The following is a 16,550-nucleotide window of genomic DNA, read 5'->3' on the forward strand; positions in this document are numbered from 1 at the left end:
CCCCGCTTACTGATTACCACTAGCGGGGCTTTCTTTTCAATATTGTCTTTCTTGCCGATTGGGCTTAACTCATAACAGATTCGGTCGAGTTGGTCGTCAACATCATGCACTGGTTAGGCTCAACCTTAACGGTTAACTCCTTTCCGACACAGTCGAACACCTCTCCAGACAACAAATCGGTCACTGCGCCAGTCCAATTTAATGAGGCTGTTTTGCTTCGCTTCGACTTGTTGATCACCACAATGCCTTTATCACCACGGACAAACACCAACAAATCATCATTCGCTTCAACCACACGCATCGCTTCGCCATGAACATGGTTATGGAATTGAATCATGCTTTTCATGTAAGGCGCTTGCCAGTCGTTAAGCCAACGAGGATGACCGCTCTTGTCCAGAATACCGCTGGTGCTCAGTTCACTGTAAACAAGCGGCACACCGCCGTCTCGACCAAGAATGAAAGCATGAGCCAATCGCTCATCCACTTCATCCATCACATGCTCCAAAAACACCTCGTTATTGGGAATATCATGAGTGACCGCAAACGTGATCGCTCGCATATTCGACAGAGCCTGACCAAAACAGTATGGGTTAATCAAAGACTTAAAGCTGCCCTGCTCTTCAAATGCTTTGAAGATGGTGTTGAACAACGGGAAATCGTAAGCGCCTAAGCGAGTGTGTTTAAGATAAGGCTCAAGGAACAGCTCATACTCTTCTTCTGTCGCGCCGCCATCGGTAATGATCTCACCGAAGATGTGCATTTCTTCGCAGATGTCATCAGTCCACACCTTACGTAGGTGTGCCAGTGTCATATGCTTTGCCGCATCAATGCGAAATCCTTTCACACCAATCTCTTTCAGTGCTTTTAGGTAGGCTCTTTGTTGTGCCACCACATTATCGTTATCGAGTAGCGTTGGCAGGCCAGGATCGCTCGCGCCACCGGTAATACGCCCGTTTTGCACTTCCCACGTGTCTTTCCAGTTCTTGATACCAAACGCTTCCACGAAGTCGTTCTCATCAAAAAGAGGCTCAGAAAGGTCACCAAACAAACGTATGGATTCATAATAGTCAGCATCTTTTTGATAAGACGCCATGTCTTGCTGATTGGGATACGTTAGATCACCGCGGATACCCGATTCGTTGGCCATGTGGTTAAACACGACGTCTACATAGGTACGAAGCCCGTGTTGCTTTAACGTGTTCACCATCGCTGTGAAGTCTTGAGTGTCACCAAGTTGATTATCGATCACACGGTAATCTTGGGGCTGATAACGTTGCCACCATTGGGTGCCAGAATCTCGGTCGCAACCTTTAGGGCCGCGTAGCGATTTCATCGCTGGTGAAACTAAAACCGATTTATAACCCAACTCTTGGATCAGTGGGGCGTTCTTCATTACGTCAGCGTAGCACCAGTCAAAAGCATGCAATATGACATCTGTCGCTGGGTTGCTTAACATAGCTGAACTCTCCATGTTGTTCTCCTACCAAACTCGTTTACAGCTTTCTAGATAAAGACAAAGGCTAAAAGGCAAAGCTGCATAAATTTCCTTAAGAATGGTATTTATTATATGAGTTACTCATTAAAACCCCTCCTCCTCCTACCAATTAGTCACGGCGGATGGTTGAGGGCGTAGCACCAATTATCGCATAACGTCTGGGATGAACACTCAACCATTGTGCTTTTAAATGCACCAAAAAGTGACAAAAAAGGAGCGTATATACGCTCCTTTTATTCAATCTAACACATATTTATGACTAAGTTCTGTAAAGAACCTTCACCACATGCCAACCGAATTTTGTTTTCACAAGGTGTGGTACAAGCGTCTCGCCAGAGAAACAAACCTTATCAAACTGAGGCACCATTTGACCTTTTTTGAACTCACCTAGGTCGCCGCCCTTCTTACCAGATGGACAGGTTGAATGTTTCTTCGCTAGCGTTTGAAATTTAGCGCCCTTTTTGAGCTGCGTCATGATGTCTTCTGCTAGTTCTTTATGCTTCACCAAAATATGAAGCGCTGCTGCTGTTCTTGCCATGATAATTCTCAGTTTGTTGCTGCCAGTTTACTTGCGACGGTTGCTTAGAATATCGCTAATGTACTGACTGTTGTAAATCTGTTTGCCGCTAACGACTTATCGACATAAATCCATCGACAGCCTGCGTTTAGCGTGATTTTAACCCAAGAACCGCTATTCTTCACTCTATAACCGAAAACAACTGCCTTAAAGGCCATTAAAAACCGCATCGCGACTTGCTGCGGCTTCCATTTCCCTTTAAATTAATCCTTATAAATTAAGCGTGTATTAAGTAGGAGCCACTTATGGCCAAACCGATCAGTAAAGCGAGTCAGTCACAGGGAATGTTGATGTTCAAGTTATCCCTCACTCAAAGTTTTGCGATTGGCACGCTTAAGGTCAGAGAAATCGTCCCTTTTCAGCCGATGACTCAGATCCCCTACTCCCATCATCACGTGATTGGTACAGTGACTATCCGCGACCTTACAGTTCCAGTTATTGATATGTCCGCTGCGATTGGCTTCCGTCCGATAACACCCGCTGAATACCAAGATTGTGTACTCATCGTGACTGATTGTTTAAGAACAGTTGTGGCGTTCTTGGTTCGTTCGATTGATAAAATTATTGAATGCGACTGGAAGAGTATTGAATCTCCACCCACCAGTGTGGGTCGCAATGTGTTTGTTACCGGTATTACACGTTTCGAAGACCGTATTGTGCAAATGCTCGACGTGGAACTGCTGCTTTCTAAGATCTACCCAGCGTATGAGAATGCGCATATCCCGATGCTGACCGATATAGAAAGGGAACGCCTCAAAGCGTTGAACATCTTATTAGTGGATGACTCTTTGATTGCACGTAAACAGTTATCTGATGCTTTAGACAGCATCAACATCCCTTACAGCATATGTAACAACGGCTTAGATGCCATCGACCTGATGCGACGCCAAGCCAGCGCTGGCAATGCCATTGATCTTCTGGTGAGTGATATCGAGATGCCGGGATTAGATGGTTATGAGCTTGCATTTGAAGTGCAAAACGACAGCGCTTTAAGTCACGCTTACTGTATTTTGCATACCTCACTGTCCAGTGAAATCTGTGTCGACCGTGCCAATCAGGTGGGGGCGCATGAAGCGCTTGAGAAGTTCAACGCGGGTGAATTAATCGAAGCTATGCTACGCGGTGCAAAAGTCTTAAACGGCGCCTCTACGGCTGCTTAGGCTCTGTTTTAGAAGCTAAACCTAGCATAGTGCTCAATGGTTTAGCTTCTTAGTCTCTTCTTTCTTCAAATCTTAATAAGAATAGAGCTAACCGTTAGTCTTTATTTTCTGGCATAGACTTTTTCGGCATAGAGTAGCTCTTACTCACAAATTCCACTTCCTCGACTTCATTGACATGATTGGTAAAAGAGGCCAATGCATAGAGAGTGTTCGCGACTAAGTTGGCGTATTTGAAAAGAATCGGGTCTGGCGACTTTTTACTTTCATGATGTTCAATACTCACCAAAGCTCGCACGACCTTTTTAGCCTGACAACGACACAAGTGAAGTTCACTAGACACTCGGTGCCCACCGGGTAAGACAAAACCTTTAAAACCACCTTCTAGCTGCTCACGGATACGATGATAGTCTTGCTTGAGCTCGACCAATTCAGACTCGGTGATGGCAAGCTTACCGCGCACAGAGCCATTCAAATGGTAGATGTTTGGCTGCAAGCGTTGCAGGATCTCACGAACCTGAGGCTCTAGCTCTAAAGACAACACTAATCCAACTCGGCAACAAAGTTCATCCGACAAAATCTCAAAATCACAGATAGGACTGTCTTCATAGATAAACGGATAACAAAACTCGTCCCAATCTCGACTTACTGGTTTCACGTACCGATCCTTACACATAAATAGTTATCAAACGCCAATATACCAAACTCTTTGATTTAGACATAAAAAAGCCCTCACATTGGAGGGCTCCTGAAGAAATCGGTTAAACGAGATTACTCATTAGATACTTTTTTGTGGCCTTCTTGTAGGTGAACGAAGTCCACCAGATCGTCGCCTGACACTTGGTATGCTTGACCAAAGCCTTTAACGAACAGGCCATTCTCTGCTTTAAGGTTGAACAGAGAGAAGTCTTGCAGTTGGCTCAAACCATCAATGATTTCACCAAAACGCTCTTGCATCTGGCCGATCACTTGAGTCCAAAGCTCTGTTTCACGCTCTACAACACTCGCTTGTGCATCAAACGTTAAACGTTTACGTGCGTAAAGTTGCTTCGAGCTCTCTTCGTCTTCAATCATCATCAAAGAGACCTGAGGGTTCGCTTTCAAGTTACGAGCATGACGAGCAATATCAGAAATCAGAACAAAGTAACCTTCTTGGTTCTGAACGAAAGGGGCGTAACTTACGTTCGGGCGACCTTCTTCATCAACCGTTGCAAGCTGAAGGGTACGGCGCTCTTGGCGAAACTCTTTAATTTCTGGACCTAGGCGACCTTGTAGACGTTCTTGTTTTACTTGCTGTTCCATGGGTAATTCCTTTCTTCACTTTCTCTGATTTATTATTTTTGCCCGAGGTTGAGCGATCATTAGCGAACTAAACGATCCTCGAGCATTGATGTCTTGTTTAAGCCAGTTGGCAACCCTATGTAAGATTGCTGCTGATTGTTTACTGTAGATCGTACTTAAGCTTGTTCTTTTAGCGCTTTGAAGCGTTCTACTTGGTCGGCAATAAGCTCACGCTTTTCATTGCGGCCTAGGTAAATCTTAAAAATGTTCTCACCGGTTTCACTGAAGAAGCCGAAGTAATGGCTTTCACGACCCATGAACGCCTTGCTCACCAAACCGATATGTTTAACGTTATCCAGTTTTAGGTGGCCATGAAGCTCGCCCTCTTTGCCCATCAGATTGTAGTAACCACGCGCTACTTTACCTTTCGGGAATGGCGCTTTTACTTCAAAGATAGAACCAAATGAATGCACGATAGTGGTCACAGGGCCCCAACCCACTAAACCTTCTAGAATCTCTTGAGCACGGCTGCCATCTAGCATTACCGCCATGTCGTTTGGAAAAGCAGCAACCACTTCAACCTCTGAAACACCTAGCTTCTCAGCAATTGCTGTTGGCAGTAGTTTTGGCTCTTCTTCTAAAATTAGAGCTACGCGTTGTTCTAGAGTTTCTGTCATTTCTAATGTTGTATCTGTCATTGAATATGTTCCGTATAAACGAGTAATTTACGTAAGTTATAAACTAAAAATTCGATATTAAGCGTGCTTCAAACTTGCATGCGGGTGTACGCCCGAACCTGATGCTTTAGGCGCTGGGTGCATAGCTTGATATTCAGCGTTAAGCACTTGAATTACACTCTGCGCTAGGCTTACCGCCCAAAAACTGCCGGCAATAGTCAGGCTCAGATAATCTTCCGAAAGCTCAACCAAACCGTTTTTTTCCCAATGCGCGAACAAAGGCTTAAGGTAGTCGAACGTGTCTTGCCCCATAAAGCTCGGTAGCGTACTTCTTCTAACAACACCAGAATCGAAACCTGCCTTTAATGTTGAGAAGATAGGCTCTAATGAACTTTGCTTAGTCATCATGGCAATAGGTAATTGACCTTGCTTTATAGACTCCATGTAGCTATCTAAAGTTCGATGCTGCATTACACCATGGCCACCGATGTTGCCACCAGCACCACAACCAATGGGTAGAACTTCGGCATAAGTTTTCGCTAAGCTGTTGTAAATGCTTCGTTCGCGGTTATCACGAGTCCAGTGGTTTACGCTCAGTTGCTTGACCTTATTTTTTGCCATGAACTCCACACCCGCCAAATACATGCTCGCCTTATCTGGCGTATTCGCAGGTGGTGGGATTTTTCCTTTCTCAACAAGATTAAGCATAGGTGCATTGCCCGCTACAATCAGTTGGTAGAGGTCAATGCCGTGCGCGCCAGTAGACATGTAGTCTTCTAAATCTTGCTGGAACACTTCCATAGATTGGTGTGGTAATCCGTATAGCAGATCAAGAACGATTGGCGCTTGCTCGGTACGGCTCAGTGAACTGATACGTTCTAGCACAACCTCTCGGTCATCTAGGCGCTTAGCACTACGTCGAACTTGAGTATTGAAACTTTGAATACCGAATGAGAAACGATTGAAGCCACCTTCAAGCGCACGATCAAACATCTCGTCACCAAATCGATTGATGCGCCCTTCCAATGTCATCTCAACATCGTTTGCTAGTGGGAAATATTGACGAATCGCTTTACCCAGCTGTTCAACTTGCTGAGGTGACAAATCGGTGGGTGTTCCGCCACCAATATAGACGGCGTGAAATAGTCCAGACTGAGCCCAAGGCGTTTTGGCTTTCTGCTTTAGCTCGACCATCAGTGCATCGAAATACTCATCCACTAATTTACGGCTTGCGGCATTTTGGAAGAAATTGCAGAACGTACAACGCACACGACAGAAAGGAATGTGGATATACAAGCAACGCTTATCCTGTTTTTTCCCTTCACTCAGCATCAGTTCGTCAAAGAGTTCTAACTTCTTACTGGGGTCGACCGGAATTGAACTTCCTCCGGCATGTGCAGAATGCTTTTTCGCAAACGCAAAACGAAGCGGATCAGGGCTAGAAATGCCCAAGATTGATTCGTCAAATTTATAAATATTAAGACTCATATAATCTCTCTAAACACTTACATAGCAAAGTCTGGAAGACTATTCGCTAAAAACTGAGAGAATCATAAATACACGCAAATGATAATGCAATTGATAATTGATCTTATTTAGATTCTAAGCAATAATCCGATACAGAATTTTGATTTGGTAAAGGATTGATTGTGAACGTTCCTAGATATGTTATTGCAGGCGGTGCATCGTTAGTGATTCATGCCGCGTTGTTGTTTGTCGCTCAAGAATCCAAAGTATTTGCGATGCCTGCAGGTAGCCAATCGAACACGGTATCGATCAACTTCACTCCTAAGAGCGTTCCTTCACAAGCTCAGCAAAAAACAATCACAGAGCCAGTTGAACCAGAACCAGTAAAAGAAGCCGTCTCACAAGCTGAACCTAAACCAGTCGAACCAAAAACAGTTGAGCCAAAGCAAGCTAAGCCAACTCCAAAGAAAAAAGCGATCGCCAATAAGCCTCAACCAAAGAAAGTAGAAAAAAAGGTTGTTGAAAAGAAAGTTGAGAAGAAGCCGGTTCAAAAGAAACCTGTGACTGAGAAAAAGGTGGTGAAGAAAGAACGCCCAGAACCAGCACCACAACCAGAGAAGCTAGCCGACAAGAAAGTCGATAAGAATATGGACGAATCTGCCAACCAGCCTCAGGAAGTAAACCAAGGCGTATCAAACCAAGAGCCAGTTTTGGTCACTAAACCTTCGTTCTCTGCGCGTCCTACCCCACCGAATTACCCTCGCCAAGCAAGACGCCGTGGCGTTGAAGGTGTCGCGACTTATGAGATCTGGCTAGACGCTGAAGGCAAACAAATTAAACAAGCATTAGTAAATTCATCAGGCGCGCTAATGCTCGATAACGCCGCATTAGATGCCATTAAACAATGGAAATTCTCTCCTCACACTGTCAACGGTCGAGCGATTGCTCACCGAGTACAAATACCTGTTCGTTTTAGGTTGGATTAATCATGCAACAAATCAGTTACTTACAAGATCAACTTGGCTTAATGACTTGGCCTCTTCTTATCTGTTCAGCATTAACAGCAATGATCATCGCTGAACGTGTCTTCCAAGTCATGCTCAGCATTGGTGTGGGCAAACGTGCCATTCGTCGTGAGCTTAACCAAATTTCACCAACCAACAGTAAAGAAATTGAAGCGCTTGCTCAGTCGATTTCAGGTAAACGCCCGCTACTGTACAAGGGCGTGTCAATGTTGCTTGCTCACCACTCTTTCTCAAAAGGGTTACGAGAAGATGCCGCTGGGATCTGGCTACAAGAAAAACGCCACCAGCTTCATGCAGGTTTAAGACTGCTTGGTTTGATCGGCGTGATCAGCCCACTCATCGGCTTGCTTGGTACGGTACTTGGTCTTATTGAGATGTTTAAAGGCGTTGCCGCGACAACAGGCAGCATCACTCCTAATGACTTGGCAGACGGTCTTGGATTAGCAATGCGAACCACAGCTGCGGGTTTGATGATTGCACTTCCAGCTATTTCAGGTGCTCAGCTACTAGGGTTATGGGCCGATCGAGTGCTGGCTCAATTGGAGCATACATTGAACTATGTGAATGTGTGGCTAGAAGGCATGTCGATTCAAACCAATCAGTCTGATGATACTCAAGGCAAGCCTGTCAACAAATCTTCTATCGGTGATGTGAGCCAAGCATGATTAAAACGCCCCACTCATCTCACACACAGAGCCTAGCGCCGGACTTAACACCGCTGCTCGACATCATTTTTATCGTGATGGTTTTTCTATTGCTTACGGCATCGGTAAAGCTGGAATCGCTAGAAGTTGAGCTGCCAAGTTCGGATGTCAAAAACGTTTCTGAAGTCCACAAGGATTCGATTAGCGTCAATATTTTAGACCGTGAACCCTACTGGGCAATTAACGGCCAAGAATACATCGACTGGGAAAACTTCAAAATTGCCCTGTTAGAAGAGACTGATTCAACGGATAAAAAGCCGATCATCATTGGTGCAGACAAAGCCGCCAACGTTGAAAACTTAGTGAAGTTGCTGTCATTCCTTCAAGAGAACGGAATACCAGCGACTCAGCTGCTCACGGACGATGGCTAGAACAAAACTCAATTTCTATGAGGCCTAGCGTTTATGAAATTTAGCTCCTGATAGCTAAGACCAAATAGACAGAACTAAGCCTCTCTATCGATTCGAACTCACAATGCGAACGGACTGCTCACTGAGTATCTTCGCGATACAAAAAGAAAATATAAAGAACTTATTATGAACAACTTAAACGTGCTCAATAAATTAAAGACTAAGACACATCTCCTTTCAGTTGCCGCTATGAGCTTGGCACTTAGCGCACCCGTAATGGCCAACGATGCTGAACAACCTCGAATCATCAGTGCTGGCAGTGCCGTTACTGAATTGGTTTTGGCATTAGGTGCTGAAGAGCAGCTAGTCGCGATTGATGTAACCAGCCACTTTCCTCAAGCAGAAAACCTGCCAAAGATTGGTTATCACCGAAATCTGTCTGCGGAAGGCTTACTTGCCCTAGAACCGACCACGTTGATTGGCTCAGATGAAATGGGACCAGACAACGCGATTTCTCAATTGAAATCGGCGGGTGTCGATGTAGAGATCGTCAACACTGAAGCAAACGTTGAAGGGCTGTTAAAGCGTATCGACCAAATCGCCAAGATTACCCATACCGAAGCACACTCACAGCAAGTTAAAGCTGAAGTAAATCAGAAGATTGCTGCACTGAAAGCGAACCAAGTACCAAGCAACGAAGCGAAGAAAGTACTTTTCCTATTATTGCATGAAGGGCGCCCTGCGAACGTTGCCGGTGGTGAGACTTCACCAAACGCGATCATTGAATTGGCTGGCGGTGTGAACCCTGCAGCTCAAAGCCTAACGTCTTACAAGCCACTATCGATGGAGTCACTGGTAGAAATGCAGCCCGATGTGATTCTAGTCAGTGGCCGTAGCTACCAAAAAATGGGCGGTGCTGATGCCATCCTGAAATCGCTACCTATGTTAGCGGCAACGCCTGCAGGTATGAACAAGCAAATCATTACCGTAAATGGCAGTGCTTTGGTTGGCGGACTTGGCCTTGAAAGCCTTTCTGAAGCGAAACGATTAAACGCACTTATCTATCCGCTATAACTTATCTACCCGCTATAACGCGACTACCCTATTTTTACTGTTGCTAGTTCAATGCCCGTCACCAGCCTACTTTCACAATGTTGGTGATGGATATTGAAGTTAGTGACGGACATTGAGGCCCTTTATGTTGTTACGATCCGTCCCGCTGAAAACATCGATGCTAGGCCTAGGTGCTACCCTAGTCTTCGTCGCACTGTTTTCAATCACCGTTGGGCCAATGAACATTAGCTTGGCTGACAGCGCAGCGAGCTTACTCCAGCCAAACAATGACTTGGCCCCCCACATCAACTTGGTGATTCAAGAGATTCGCTTACCTAGAACCATTTTGTGTATGTTGATTGGTGCGATTCTCGCGTTATGTGGTGCTGTTATGCAGGGCTTATTTCGAAACCCGCTTGCTGAGCCTGGGATCATCGGTGTGTCTGCTGGTGCGGCGCTAGGTGCAGCACTGGCCATCGTACTTTTCTCTGAGCTATCACTTCAATATCCAGCTTTCATGAACTTTGCTGCGGTTCCTGTGTTCGCTTTTCTTGGCGGCGCTTTAACCACACTGTTGGTGTATAAGCTGGGCACGGGTAAATTCGGCACCTCTGTCACCATCATGTTGTTAGCGGGCGTGGCGATCAGTGCGCTATCCGGTGCTGGTATTGGCTTCTTGAACTTCATTGCAGATGACCAAATGCTGCGCGATCTTTCATTGTGGTCGATGGGTTCATTGGCAGGCGCTAAGTGGTCAGGCATCTTGCTGGCTGCTGTCACGCTCGTTGGATTGTTTGTTGTTTTCTACCGCCAAGCGATGTCTCTAAATGCCCTGTTACTGGGTGAGTCAGAAGCGCAACACCTTGGTATCCCAGTTCAAAAGCTGAAACGAAAGCTGATTCTACTGACGGCTGCAGGCGTTGGTATCACAGTTAGCCTGTCTGGCATGATTGGTTTTATTGGATTGGTTATCCCGCATTTAGGTCGCATGTTAGCAGGCCCTGACCACCGAGTTCTGTTGCCACTATCAGCGGTACTAGGCGCACTACTGCTAACCGCCGCAGACATGTTCTCACGCGTGGTACTTGCTCCGGCTGAGCTGCCTGTTGGTATTGTCACTGCGATTATCGGCGCTCCATTCTTCTTGTATCTACTATTTCAACAGAAAGGGAGAATCCTTTAATGTTTCCTTCAGCTTTAAAAGCGACCGATATCGAAGTGAAGTTCGGCACTAAAGTGATATTAGATGGCGTTTCTATTGAGATTGAAGCGGGAAAGGTAACCACACTGCTTGGGCCAAATGGCGCAGGTAAAAGCACGCTGCTTAAAGCTTTGTGCCAAGAGATATCAAGCAACGGCGATATTCAATACTTTGGACACAGCAAAGACAAGTGGCCTTCTCAAAAATTAGCTAAGCACCTTGCTATGCTTCCTCAACACAGCACCTTGACCTTCCCATTCTTGGCACATGAAGTTGTCGAACTTGGTGGTATTCCTCTGCTAGAGTCCAACAAGAAGCTGACCAGCATTGCTAGTCAAAAAATGGATGTTGCCGATGTGACTCACCTGAGTGAAAGACTTTATCCTTCGCTATCAGGCGGTGAAAAGCAGCGAGTGCACTTGGCTCGAGTATTAACTCAGCTTCACCACTCTGGTGACCAATGTATTTTGATGCTTGATGAACCAACCTCTGCACTGGATCTTGCCCACCAGCACAACACCTTAAAGATTGCGAGAGAATTAGCCGATAACCACAATGCCGCGGTTATCGTAGTTTTGCATGATCTCAACTTAGCCGCGCAGTATTCCGATCGATTGGTGGTATTGAAAGATGGCAATTTGGTGTGTGATGGCAAGCCTTGGGATGCGCTGAAACCTTCGATGATAGAAGATGTGTATGGTTACAAAAGTATCGTAGAAAAACACCCAACCATGAGCTTCCCTCAGGTTCACCCCGCACAATAAGTCCGATTAAGGAGCGACTCGTTTTGAGTATTCGTTCTTGATAACAATGACGTAATCCTAAGCCTCGATTTGTTCGGGGCTTTTTATTGGCTCACAGCCACTCTCTCAGCTTAAACTCAATTTTATTAATAACCACAGCAGCAAACACCAAAACGACTCACCTTGAGCATTTGAGGCTCTAGAAATGAACACTACCCGTTAGGGTTACTTAGCTTTTAACACTGAAGAGGAAAACAAGTCACGGGCGTAAGCATATAAAAAGAAAAGAAATAACATCATTCAGCAAACAGCGACATCGATGTGGGATTGAGAGAAAAACGTACAAGAAGTGAAACTACAGGCACAAAAAAAGCCCCCGCAGGAGCTTCTTTTATTGAGTGCTGATTATTGGCTCATACGAATCAATGATTTACCAATCAACCACTCTAGTTCTTTACCGCTAGTATCGCCAAACTGAGTTTCAGTCAGCTTGTATAGACGATCAATACCGTTTGCAGCGAACTCATGCGCGCTCTCAGCAGTAACGATATGATGGAAAAGTAAACGTAAGATTGCTAGGAACTCAGCGTCTTCAAGTGCTGCAACCCAGCTAGCTGAAAATGCGTCAAGGCCATTTTCGAAGTCAATGTGTTCCATGAACATCTTGAAAATACGACCGTCTAGAGCAGCAGTAAAATCCGTTTTCTTTGGAAAGTGATGACTTATACCTGTACGAGAAACACCCGTTTGTTGACTCAACGTCGTGTATGACATCTTGTCGTAACCCAATCTTAGTAGCTGGTCTACAACGGCATCCATGATTTTCTGGATCGTGATTTCTGTATCTTCTTTACTACGCTTTGGCATATTCAGGCTCTTCTCTTTGTAAATCCATCTAACTCAATCAAATGAAGTCAGAATGAAAATCGTTATCAGCATTATGTGAGCAAGGTATTTTTTCGCAAGTATTTCCATTAAATACCAACAAATACTTTGTACGAACAATTTTACAGTGCTGCCTCTTTGGGCACTTTGTCTAATTATTCTTCGAAAGTCACCTTACCTCTCTAAGTGGTTAATCTAAAATAACAACTTAGAATATCAAATACCCAACAATAAATTCATTGTATAAATACCTATCAAGCAATAGATAGTCTTATAAAATTAGTTACGACGCAACTAACTGAATGATATTCTAACAAATTAATGACACTGCTTATCAACAAAACATGAGATAGATCACATACATATTTGGCGACGCGAATGTACACATTCATTTAACCCCTTCAACAAACAACATAGCATACCAGTACAAATTAGTTCAAAGATTTTAATTTTTGTAGATACAGTTCAAATTGCTCGTTAGAATAACCTCAGACTTTGTAAGAGGATTATTATTATGAGCCAAGATATTGGTAACAACGATGTATGTGAAGCTTGCGGCTGTGCAGGCGAAATCGGGTTCATCATTAAAGAAGGCGACGATGTTGCTGAAGTAACGGTTTACGGAAACTCAAAAGCACTTATTGAAGCTGAGTTTGCTAAGTACGTTGAACTTGCTAAACAAGTGTCTAGCAACGTTGAATTTGAAGCATCAGAGATGACTGAAGAAAGCACAGAGTTGCACGCTCGCTTCAAATTTGAAGTTAGCGCTGAGAAGATTATTTTTGAACTTAAGACACGCTCTCTAGCGCGTTAATATAAGCATTTATATTCTTATTAAAAGACGAGTGAATTACTCGTCTTTTTTTAATTGAACCCAAGCCAGTGACCCATTTTGCTCAAAATCGTTTTCTGCAGCGCACTGAATCACTACGCCCCCCACCTCTAACACCGCCCCAATGCTATAAGCCTTGTCATCATAATAACAAACTCGTTGCTGTTGACCGCCTTGTGTCACTACCACCGCAGCTTTACCGGGCGTTGAAATTACTTTGTTGGCACTCGCAGACATTGAGCCAAACATTGAAGCGGCTATCAGAAAGACCTTAACAATTCGTATATTTACTCTAATCATTGATTTACCTATCATCTTTGCTCCATTCCTCGTTAATCTACCGCCAAATGGGTAAAACACTATGCGAGATTAATTTTTCCATTATAGTGTAAGCGTCTATCGTAATAAGAAGCCTGTTATGCTCAGAATAATTGCACTTATTATTGGTTCCTTAACCATAACAAATGTCAGTGCTGAACCACTCGATCACTATCAAATATTGAACCATCTCGATAATTACGGAAACTTATATCTACGAAATAAGCCTTATACATCACTTCCAACGGGCTTGGTGGTAGATGGTAATCTCAATATAGAGAATACTGCGATCACACGCCTACCCAAAGGGTTAGAAGTGAACGGCAGCCTAAAAGGCTCTAACAGCCAACTCGCTCGAGTCCCGAGCGGGGTTAAGATAAAAGGTTACGTCGACTTGATTGGCAGCCAAATCACTAGTTGGCCAAGAGGTGTAAGAGTGGGCGGCTTTATCAACCTCACCGATACTCCACTGGAAAGGCTACCGAATGGCTTTAGAGTGAAAGGCGATCTGAGCGTGATCCGCACTCCTTTGACTGAGCTACCCAACGGGATCGTGGTTGATGGCGACTTATATATAGGCGGTTCTGGGATTACAACATTCCCCGAGAACATGACAGTCAAAGGCAACATCTATCTGGGCGGCAACACTGTAACCACATGGCCAACCAATCTAGAGCTTGGTGGTGCAGTCGCTCGCTAATTCAGGCTGAAGCTCTAATGCTCTAATGCTCTATTGCTCTAATACGTTAATGCTCGGTCGTAGCAGCAAGTAGCGATTCAGAAACAAAAAAGGAGCCCAAGGCTCCTTTTTCAATTCAATCAAGTTGCTAATCAACTGGCAAGCTAACGTTCGTTAACCAATGTTCTTCACTGGGTTCGCGTAGCTATCGATCAAGTACTGACGCGCACCTTGTGGCAGGCTCGATAGTTTAGCGTCAAACTCTTGTTTAACGGCCGCTGTAATCGACTCGTCTTCTTTTTCTGCTGCCAGCAAGTTTACTGGGAACAGTTTGTAGTTATCGTGGATCTGACGATCGATCTCTTCAGCAAGCGCTTCAGGGGTATCAAAATCTTGGTCGATAACCTGACCGAAGCCAACGTGAACGCGTCCTTTATTACCGATGATGCCTTGAATGATACTTTCGATATCTTCAAACTCACCCTTTTCGTAACTGCCGTTTACGTCTTTCTCGAAAAGCTCTATCGCTTTAGCTGTGTCACATGGGTCGTTCTCATAAGAAATAGCCACAGGAACAATCTTCAATGACTTCACGTATTCAGGGAAAGCAATTTTTTGCTTACGTCCTTCAACGTGGAACATTTTCAAAATTGCTGGCTCAGTAAAATCGTTACCGTCTTTCGCACGACCTTCCTTTTGAGCGATCCAGATTGAGTTGCCTGTTTCTAGAGAATGCTTGATGTAAGAAGACAACTGCCCTAGCGCTTTCATCATCTCACGTGGTCCTTTCAGAGAACGCTTTACGATGAAGCTCTTGTTTAAACGCATCAATTCTGTCGCACATGGCTTCTTCAACAGGTTGTCACCAATAGCGATACGACAAGTCTGATGATTATTTTGATGCAGAGCGTAATTTACCAACGCAGGATCCATAGCAATGTCACGATGGTTTGATACAAACAGATAAGCTTGGTTCGCATCCAGTGACTCGATACCAGTGTACGTCACACCGTTAGTGGTTTTCGCTAACGTGTCGCGTAAGTACTTTTTCACTTCAATCTGAATGGATTCAACGCTAGTCAGCTTGCTCCACTTCATTTTTAAGTACACACGCAAAATCGGGCTCATTAATGCTTTGAACCAAGACGCATGGTTTGAAAAACGGTAGTGCAAGATTGCACTGATAAATTCTTCATCATTAATAAGACGGTTTAGTGCCGCTGGAATTTCATCATCGCCGTAAGGACGAATATCAACATATGGATCGGTTGGAGAGGTCATTTTTTAATTCATATAATAAAAAGCTGGCTCATTCTACGCGTTGTTTTGACTTCTCGCAGCTACAGAGCCCATACTTTTGACAAGGTCAGACCAGAAACATTGAAAATCCCCTGTTATTGTTGGCATTCTTTAAGATTAACGGTAATCTTGACGCCCCAAAATTAAGGTACTATCTATGAACTTCGCTATTGAATATACATCGGCTTACTTTTCACACTTGGTGATCACACCACGCAAGAAAGTACTTAAACATAGCCTTGTATCGGTTCAAAGTGGCTTGGTTTTGATTAAGTTAGGCAAACAAGAGTATGCCGTTGAACCAGGACAAAGCGTCTGGATTCCACACGACTGCCTAACGTCACTGACCTACTTTCCAAACACTCAGGTTAATCGCGTCGACTTTTCTGTTCGTTTGACGGATTCATTCCCAAGACAAGCGGGTTACATCACGCAAACTAACCTCTCTTCGGCGCTACTAGAAAAGCTAGAGCAAACCAAAGCTCGTGCTTCCAATGCCAATAATACGGAACAAGCGTTTAAAGATATGCTTTCTGTCTTGAAGCAAGAAGTGTTGTCGTTTAAACCCCTGCTTTGCGAAAGTGCTCTTTCTCAGCGATTCAATCAATGGAACATTGATGATTCAAACCTGCCACAAGAGCACACTCTGGTGATGGTGATGCGAGAAGCGAAGAAACGCATGCAGTCAGGCCAGAAACGTTCACTTGTGATTGATGATCTGTTCTCAGGTAAAGAAGAAGAGTTCGAGCAACTGTGTATGCTTGTTTTTGGTGAAGATTTATAGCTTGGCGGTAAGTGAGTGCTGGT

19 protein-coding genes are annotated in these 16,550 nt (G+C 44.4%); 10 read left to right on the plus strand and 9 right to left on the minus strand.

The features are described 5' to 3' along the window. Nucleotides 1-64 precede the first annotated feature (64 nt). Together MSG34_RS01520 and ppiC are read right to left on the minus strand one after the other, a co-directional pair. Complete coding sequence (locus MSG34_RS01520) at nt 65-1,471, minus strand: alpha-amylase family glycosyl hydrolase (RefSeq protein WP_248336088.1); 1,407 nt, start codon at nt 1,469-1,471, stop codon at nt 65-67. Nucleotides 1,472-1,754: 283 nt separating this feature from the next. After that, the gene (gene ppiC / locus MSG34_RS01525) at nt 1,755-2,036 is read right to left on the minus strand and encodes a peptidylprolyl isomerase PpiC (RefSeq protein WP_258185064.1); all 282 of its coding nucleotides are present in this window, start codon (nt 2,034-2,036) and stop codon (nt 1,755-1,757) included. Between the two features lie 281 nt (nt 2,037-2,317). Between ppiC and MSG34_RS01530 the strand changes: the two genes are divergently transcribed. Continuing rightward, complete coding sequence (locus MSG34_RS01530) at nt 2,318-3,232, plus strand: chemotaxis protein (protein WP_248336089.1); 915 nt, start codon at nt 2,318-2,320, stop codon at nt 3,230-3,232. A gap of 94 nt (nt 3,233-3,326) precedes the next feature. Here MSG34_RS01530 and MSG34_RS01535 read toward each other — a convergent pair whose 3' ends face one another. The 4 genes from MSG34_RS01535 to hutW form a co-directional block, all read right to left on the minus strand. Further along, the gene (locus MSG34_RS01535) at nt 3,327-3,887 is read right to left on the minus strand and encodes an ATP--cob(I)alamin adenosyltransferase (RefSeq protein ID WP_048610703.1); all 561 of its coding nucleotides are present in this window, start codon (nt 3,885-3,887) and stop codon (nt 3,327-3,329) included. A gap of 113 nt (nt 3,888-4,000) precedes the next feature. Then, nucleotides 4,001-4,531 (minus strand): heme utilization protein HutZ, encoded by a 531-nt coding sequence (gene hutZ, locus MSG34_RS01540; RefSeq protein ID WP_004731858.1) that lies wholly within the window; start codon nt 4,529-4,531, stop codon nt 4,001-4,003. A gap of 155 nt (nt 4,532-4,686) precedes the next feature. Beyond that, nucleotides 4,687-5,208, minus strand: a complete 522-nt coding sequence (hutX, locus tag MSG34_RS01545) for a heme utilization cystosolic carrier protein HutX (RefSeq protein ID WP_016784265.1) — start codon at nt 5,206-5,208, stop codon at nt 4,687-4,689. A 57-nt stretch (nt 5,209-5,265) separates the two neighbouring features. After that, complete coding sequence (gene hutW / locus MSG34_RS01550) at nt 5,266-6,675, minus strand: heme anaerobic degradation radical SAM methyltransferase ChuW/HutW (RefSeq protein ID WP_050643294.1); 1,410 nt, start codon at nt 6,673-6,675, stop codon at nt 5,266-5,268. A 161-nt stretch (nt 6,676-6,836) separates the two neighbouring features. Here hutW and MSG34_RS01555 point away from each other — a divergent pair, with 161 nt between their 5' ends. The 6 genes from MSG34_RS01555 (at nt 6,837) to MSG34_RS01580 (ending at nt 11,751) form a co-directional block, all read left to right on the plus strand. Beyond that, entirely contained in the window at nt 6,837-7,640 is an 804-nt protein-coding gene (locus MSG34_RS01555; RefSeq protein WP_248336090.1) for an energy transducer TonB, read from the plus strand. Between the two features lie 2 nt (nt 7,641-7,642). Beyond that, nucleotides 7,643-8,344 (plus strand): MotA/TolQ/ExbB proton channel family protein, encoded by a 702-nt coding sequence (locus tag MSG34_RS01560; RefSeq protein ID WP_048610699.1) that lies wholly within the window; start codon nt 7,643-7,645, stop codon nt 8,342-8,344. Then, on the plus strand, nt 8,341-8,754 hold the full coding sequence (locus tag MSG34_RS01565) for a biopolymer transporter ExbD (RefSeq protein ID WP_248336091.1): 414 nt from the start codon (nt 8,341-8,343) through the stop codon (nt 8,752-8,754). Before MSG34_RS01560 ends, MSG34_RS01565 begins: the two co-directional genes overlap by 4 nt. A 165-nt stretch (nt 8,755-8,919) precedes the next feature. After that, the gene (locus MSG34_RS01570; protein WP_248336092.1) at nt 8,920-9,807 is read left to right on the plus strand and encodes an ABC transporter substrate-binding protein; all 888 of its coding nucleotides are present in this window, start codon (nt 8,920-8,922) and stop codon (nt 9,805-9,807) included. A 124-nt stretch (nt 9,808-9,931) separates the two neighbouring features. Beyond that, complete coding sequence (locus MSG34_RS01575; protein ID WP_048609731.1) at nt 9,932-10,969, plus strand: iron ABC transporter permease; 1,038 nt, start codon at nt 9,932-9,934, stop codon at nt 10,967-10,969. Continuing rightward, on the plus strand, nt 10,969-11,751 hold the full coding sequence (locus MSG34_RS01580; protein ID WP_248336093.1) for a heme ABC transporter ATP-binding protein: 783 nt from the start codon (nt 10,969-10,971) through the stop codon (nt 11,749-11,751). The genes MSG34_RS01575 and MSG34_RS01580 overlap by 1 nt, the downstream gene beginning before the upstream one ends. A gap of 384 nt (nt 11,752-12,135) precedes the next feature. On the opposite strand, the gene MSG34_RS01585 is transcribed toward MSG34_RS01580, so the two are convergent. Then, nucleotides 12,136-12,597 carry a TetR/AcrR family transcriptional regulator gene (locus MSG34_RS01585; RefSeq protein ID WP_004731875.1) on the minus strand — a complete coding sequence of 154 codons (462 nt, stop codon included), beginning with the start codon at nt 12,595-12,597 and terminating at the stop codon, nt 12,136-12,138. 532 nt (nt 12,598-13,129) lie between these two features. Here MSG34_RS01585 and MSG34_RS01590 point away from each other — a divergent pair. After that, nucleotides 13,130-13,429, plus strand: coding sequence for a YfcZ/YiiS family protein (locus MSG34_RS01590; protein WP_017062761.1), 300 nt, complete (start codon nt 13,130-13,132; stop codon nt 13,427-13,429). A gap of 36 nt (nt 13,430-13,465) precedes the next feature. Here the strand turns inward: MSG34_RS01590 and MSG34_RS01595 are convergent, their stop codons facing one another. After that, nucleotides 13,466-13,762, minus strand: coding sequence for a YnjH family protein (locus MSG34_RS01595; protein ID WP_248336094.1), 297 nt, complete (start codon nt 13,760-13,762; stop codon nt 13,466-13,468). 103 nt (nt 13,763-13,865) lie between these two features. On the opposite strand from MSG34_RS01595, the gene MSG34_RS01600 reads away from it, so the two are divergent. After that, nucleotides 13,866-14,465, plus strand: coding sequence for a hypothetical protein (locus MSG34_RS01600; protein WP_248336095.1), 600 nt, complete (start codon nt 13,866-13,868; stop codon nt 14,463-14,465). A 153-nt stretch (nt 14,466-14,618) separates the two neighbouring features. Here the strand turns inward: MSG34_RS01600 and MSG34_RS01605 are convergent, their stop codons facing one another. Beyond that, nucleotides 14,619-15,725: a 1-acyl-sn-glycerol-3-phosphate acyltransferase gene (locus tag MSG34_RS01605; RefSeq protein ID WP_172378730.1), complete on the minus strand. Its 1,107-nt coding sequence runs from the start codon at nt 15,723-15,725 to the stop codon at nt 14,619-14,621. Nucleotides 15,726-15,900: 175 nt separating this feature from the next. Here MSG34_RS01605 and MSG34_RS01610 point away from each other — a divergent pair, with 175 nt between their 5' ends. After that, nucleotides 15,901-16,527: a hypothetical protein gene (locus tag MSG34_RS01610; protein ID WP_017067957.1), complete on the plus strand. Its 627-nt coding sequence runs from the start codon at nt 15,901-15,903 to the stop codon at nt 16,525-16,527. The last annotated feature ends 23 nt before the right edge of the window (nt 16,528-16,550 follow it).

Source organism: Vibrio sp. 1CM2L, assembly GCF_023161695.1.
GTDB classification, from domain to species: Bacteria; Pseudomonadota; Gammaproteobacteria; order Enterobacterales; family Vibrionaceae; genus Vibrio; species Vibrio coralliirubri.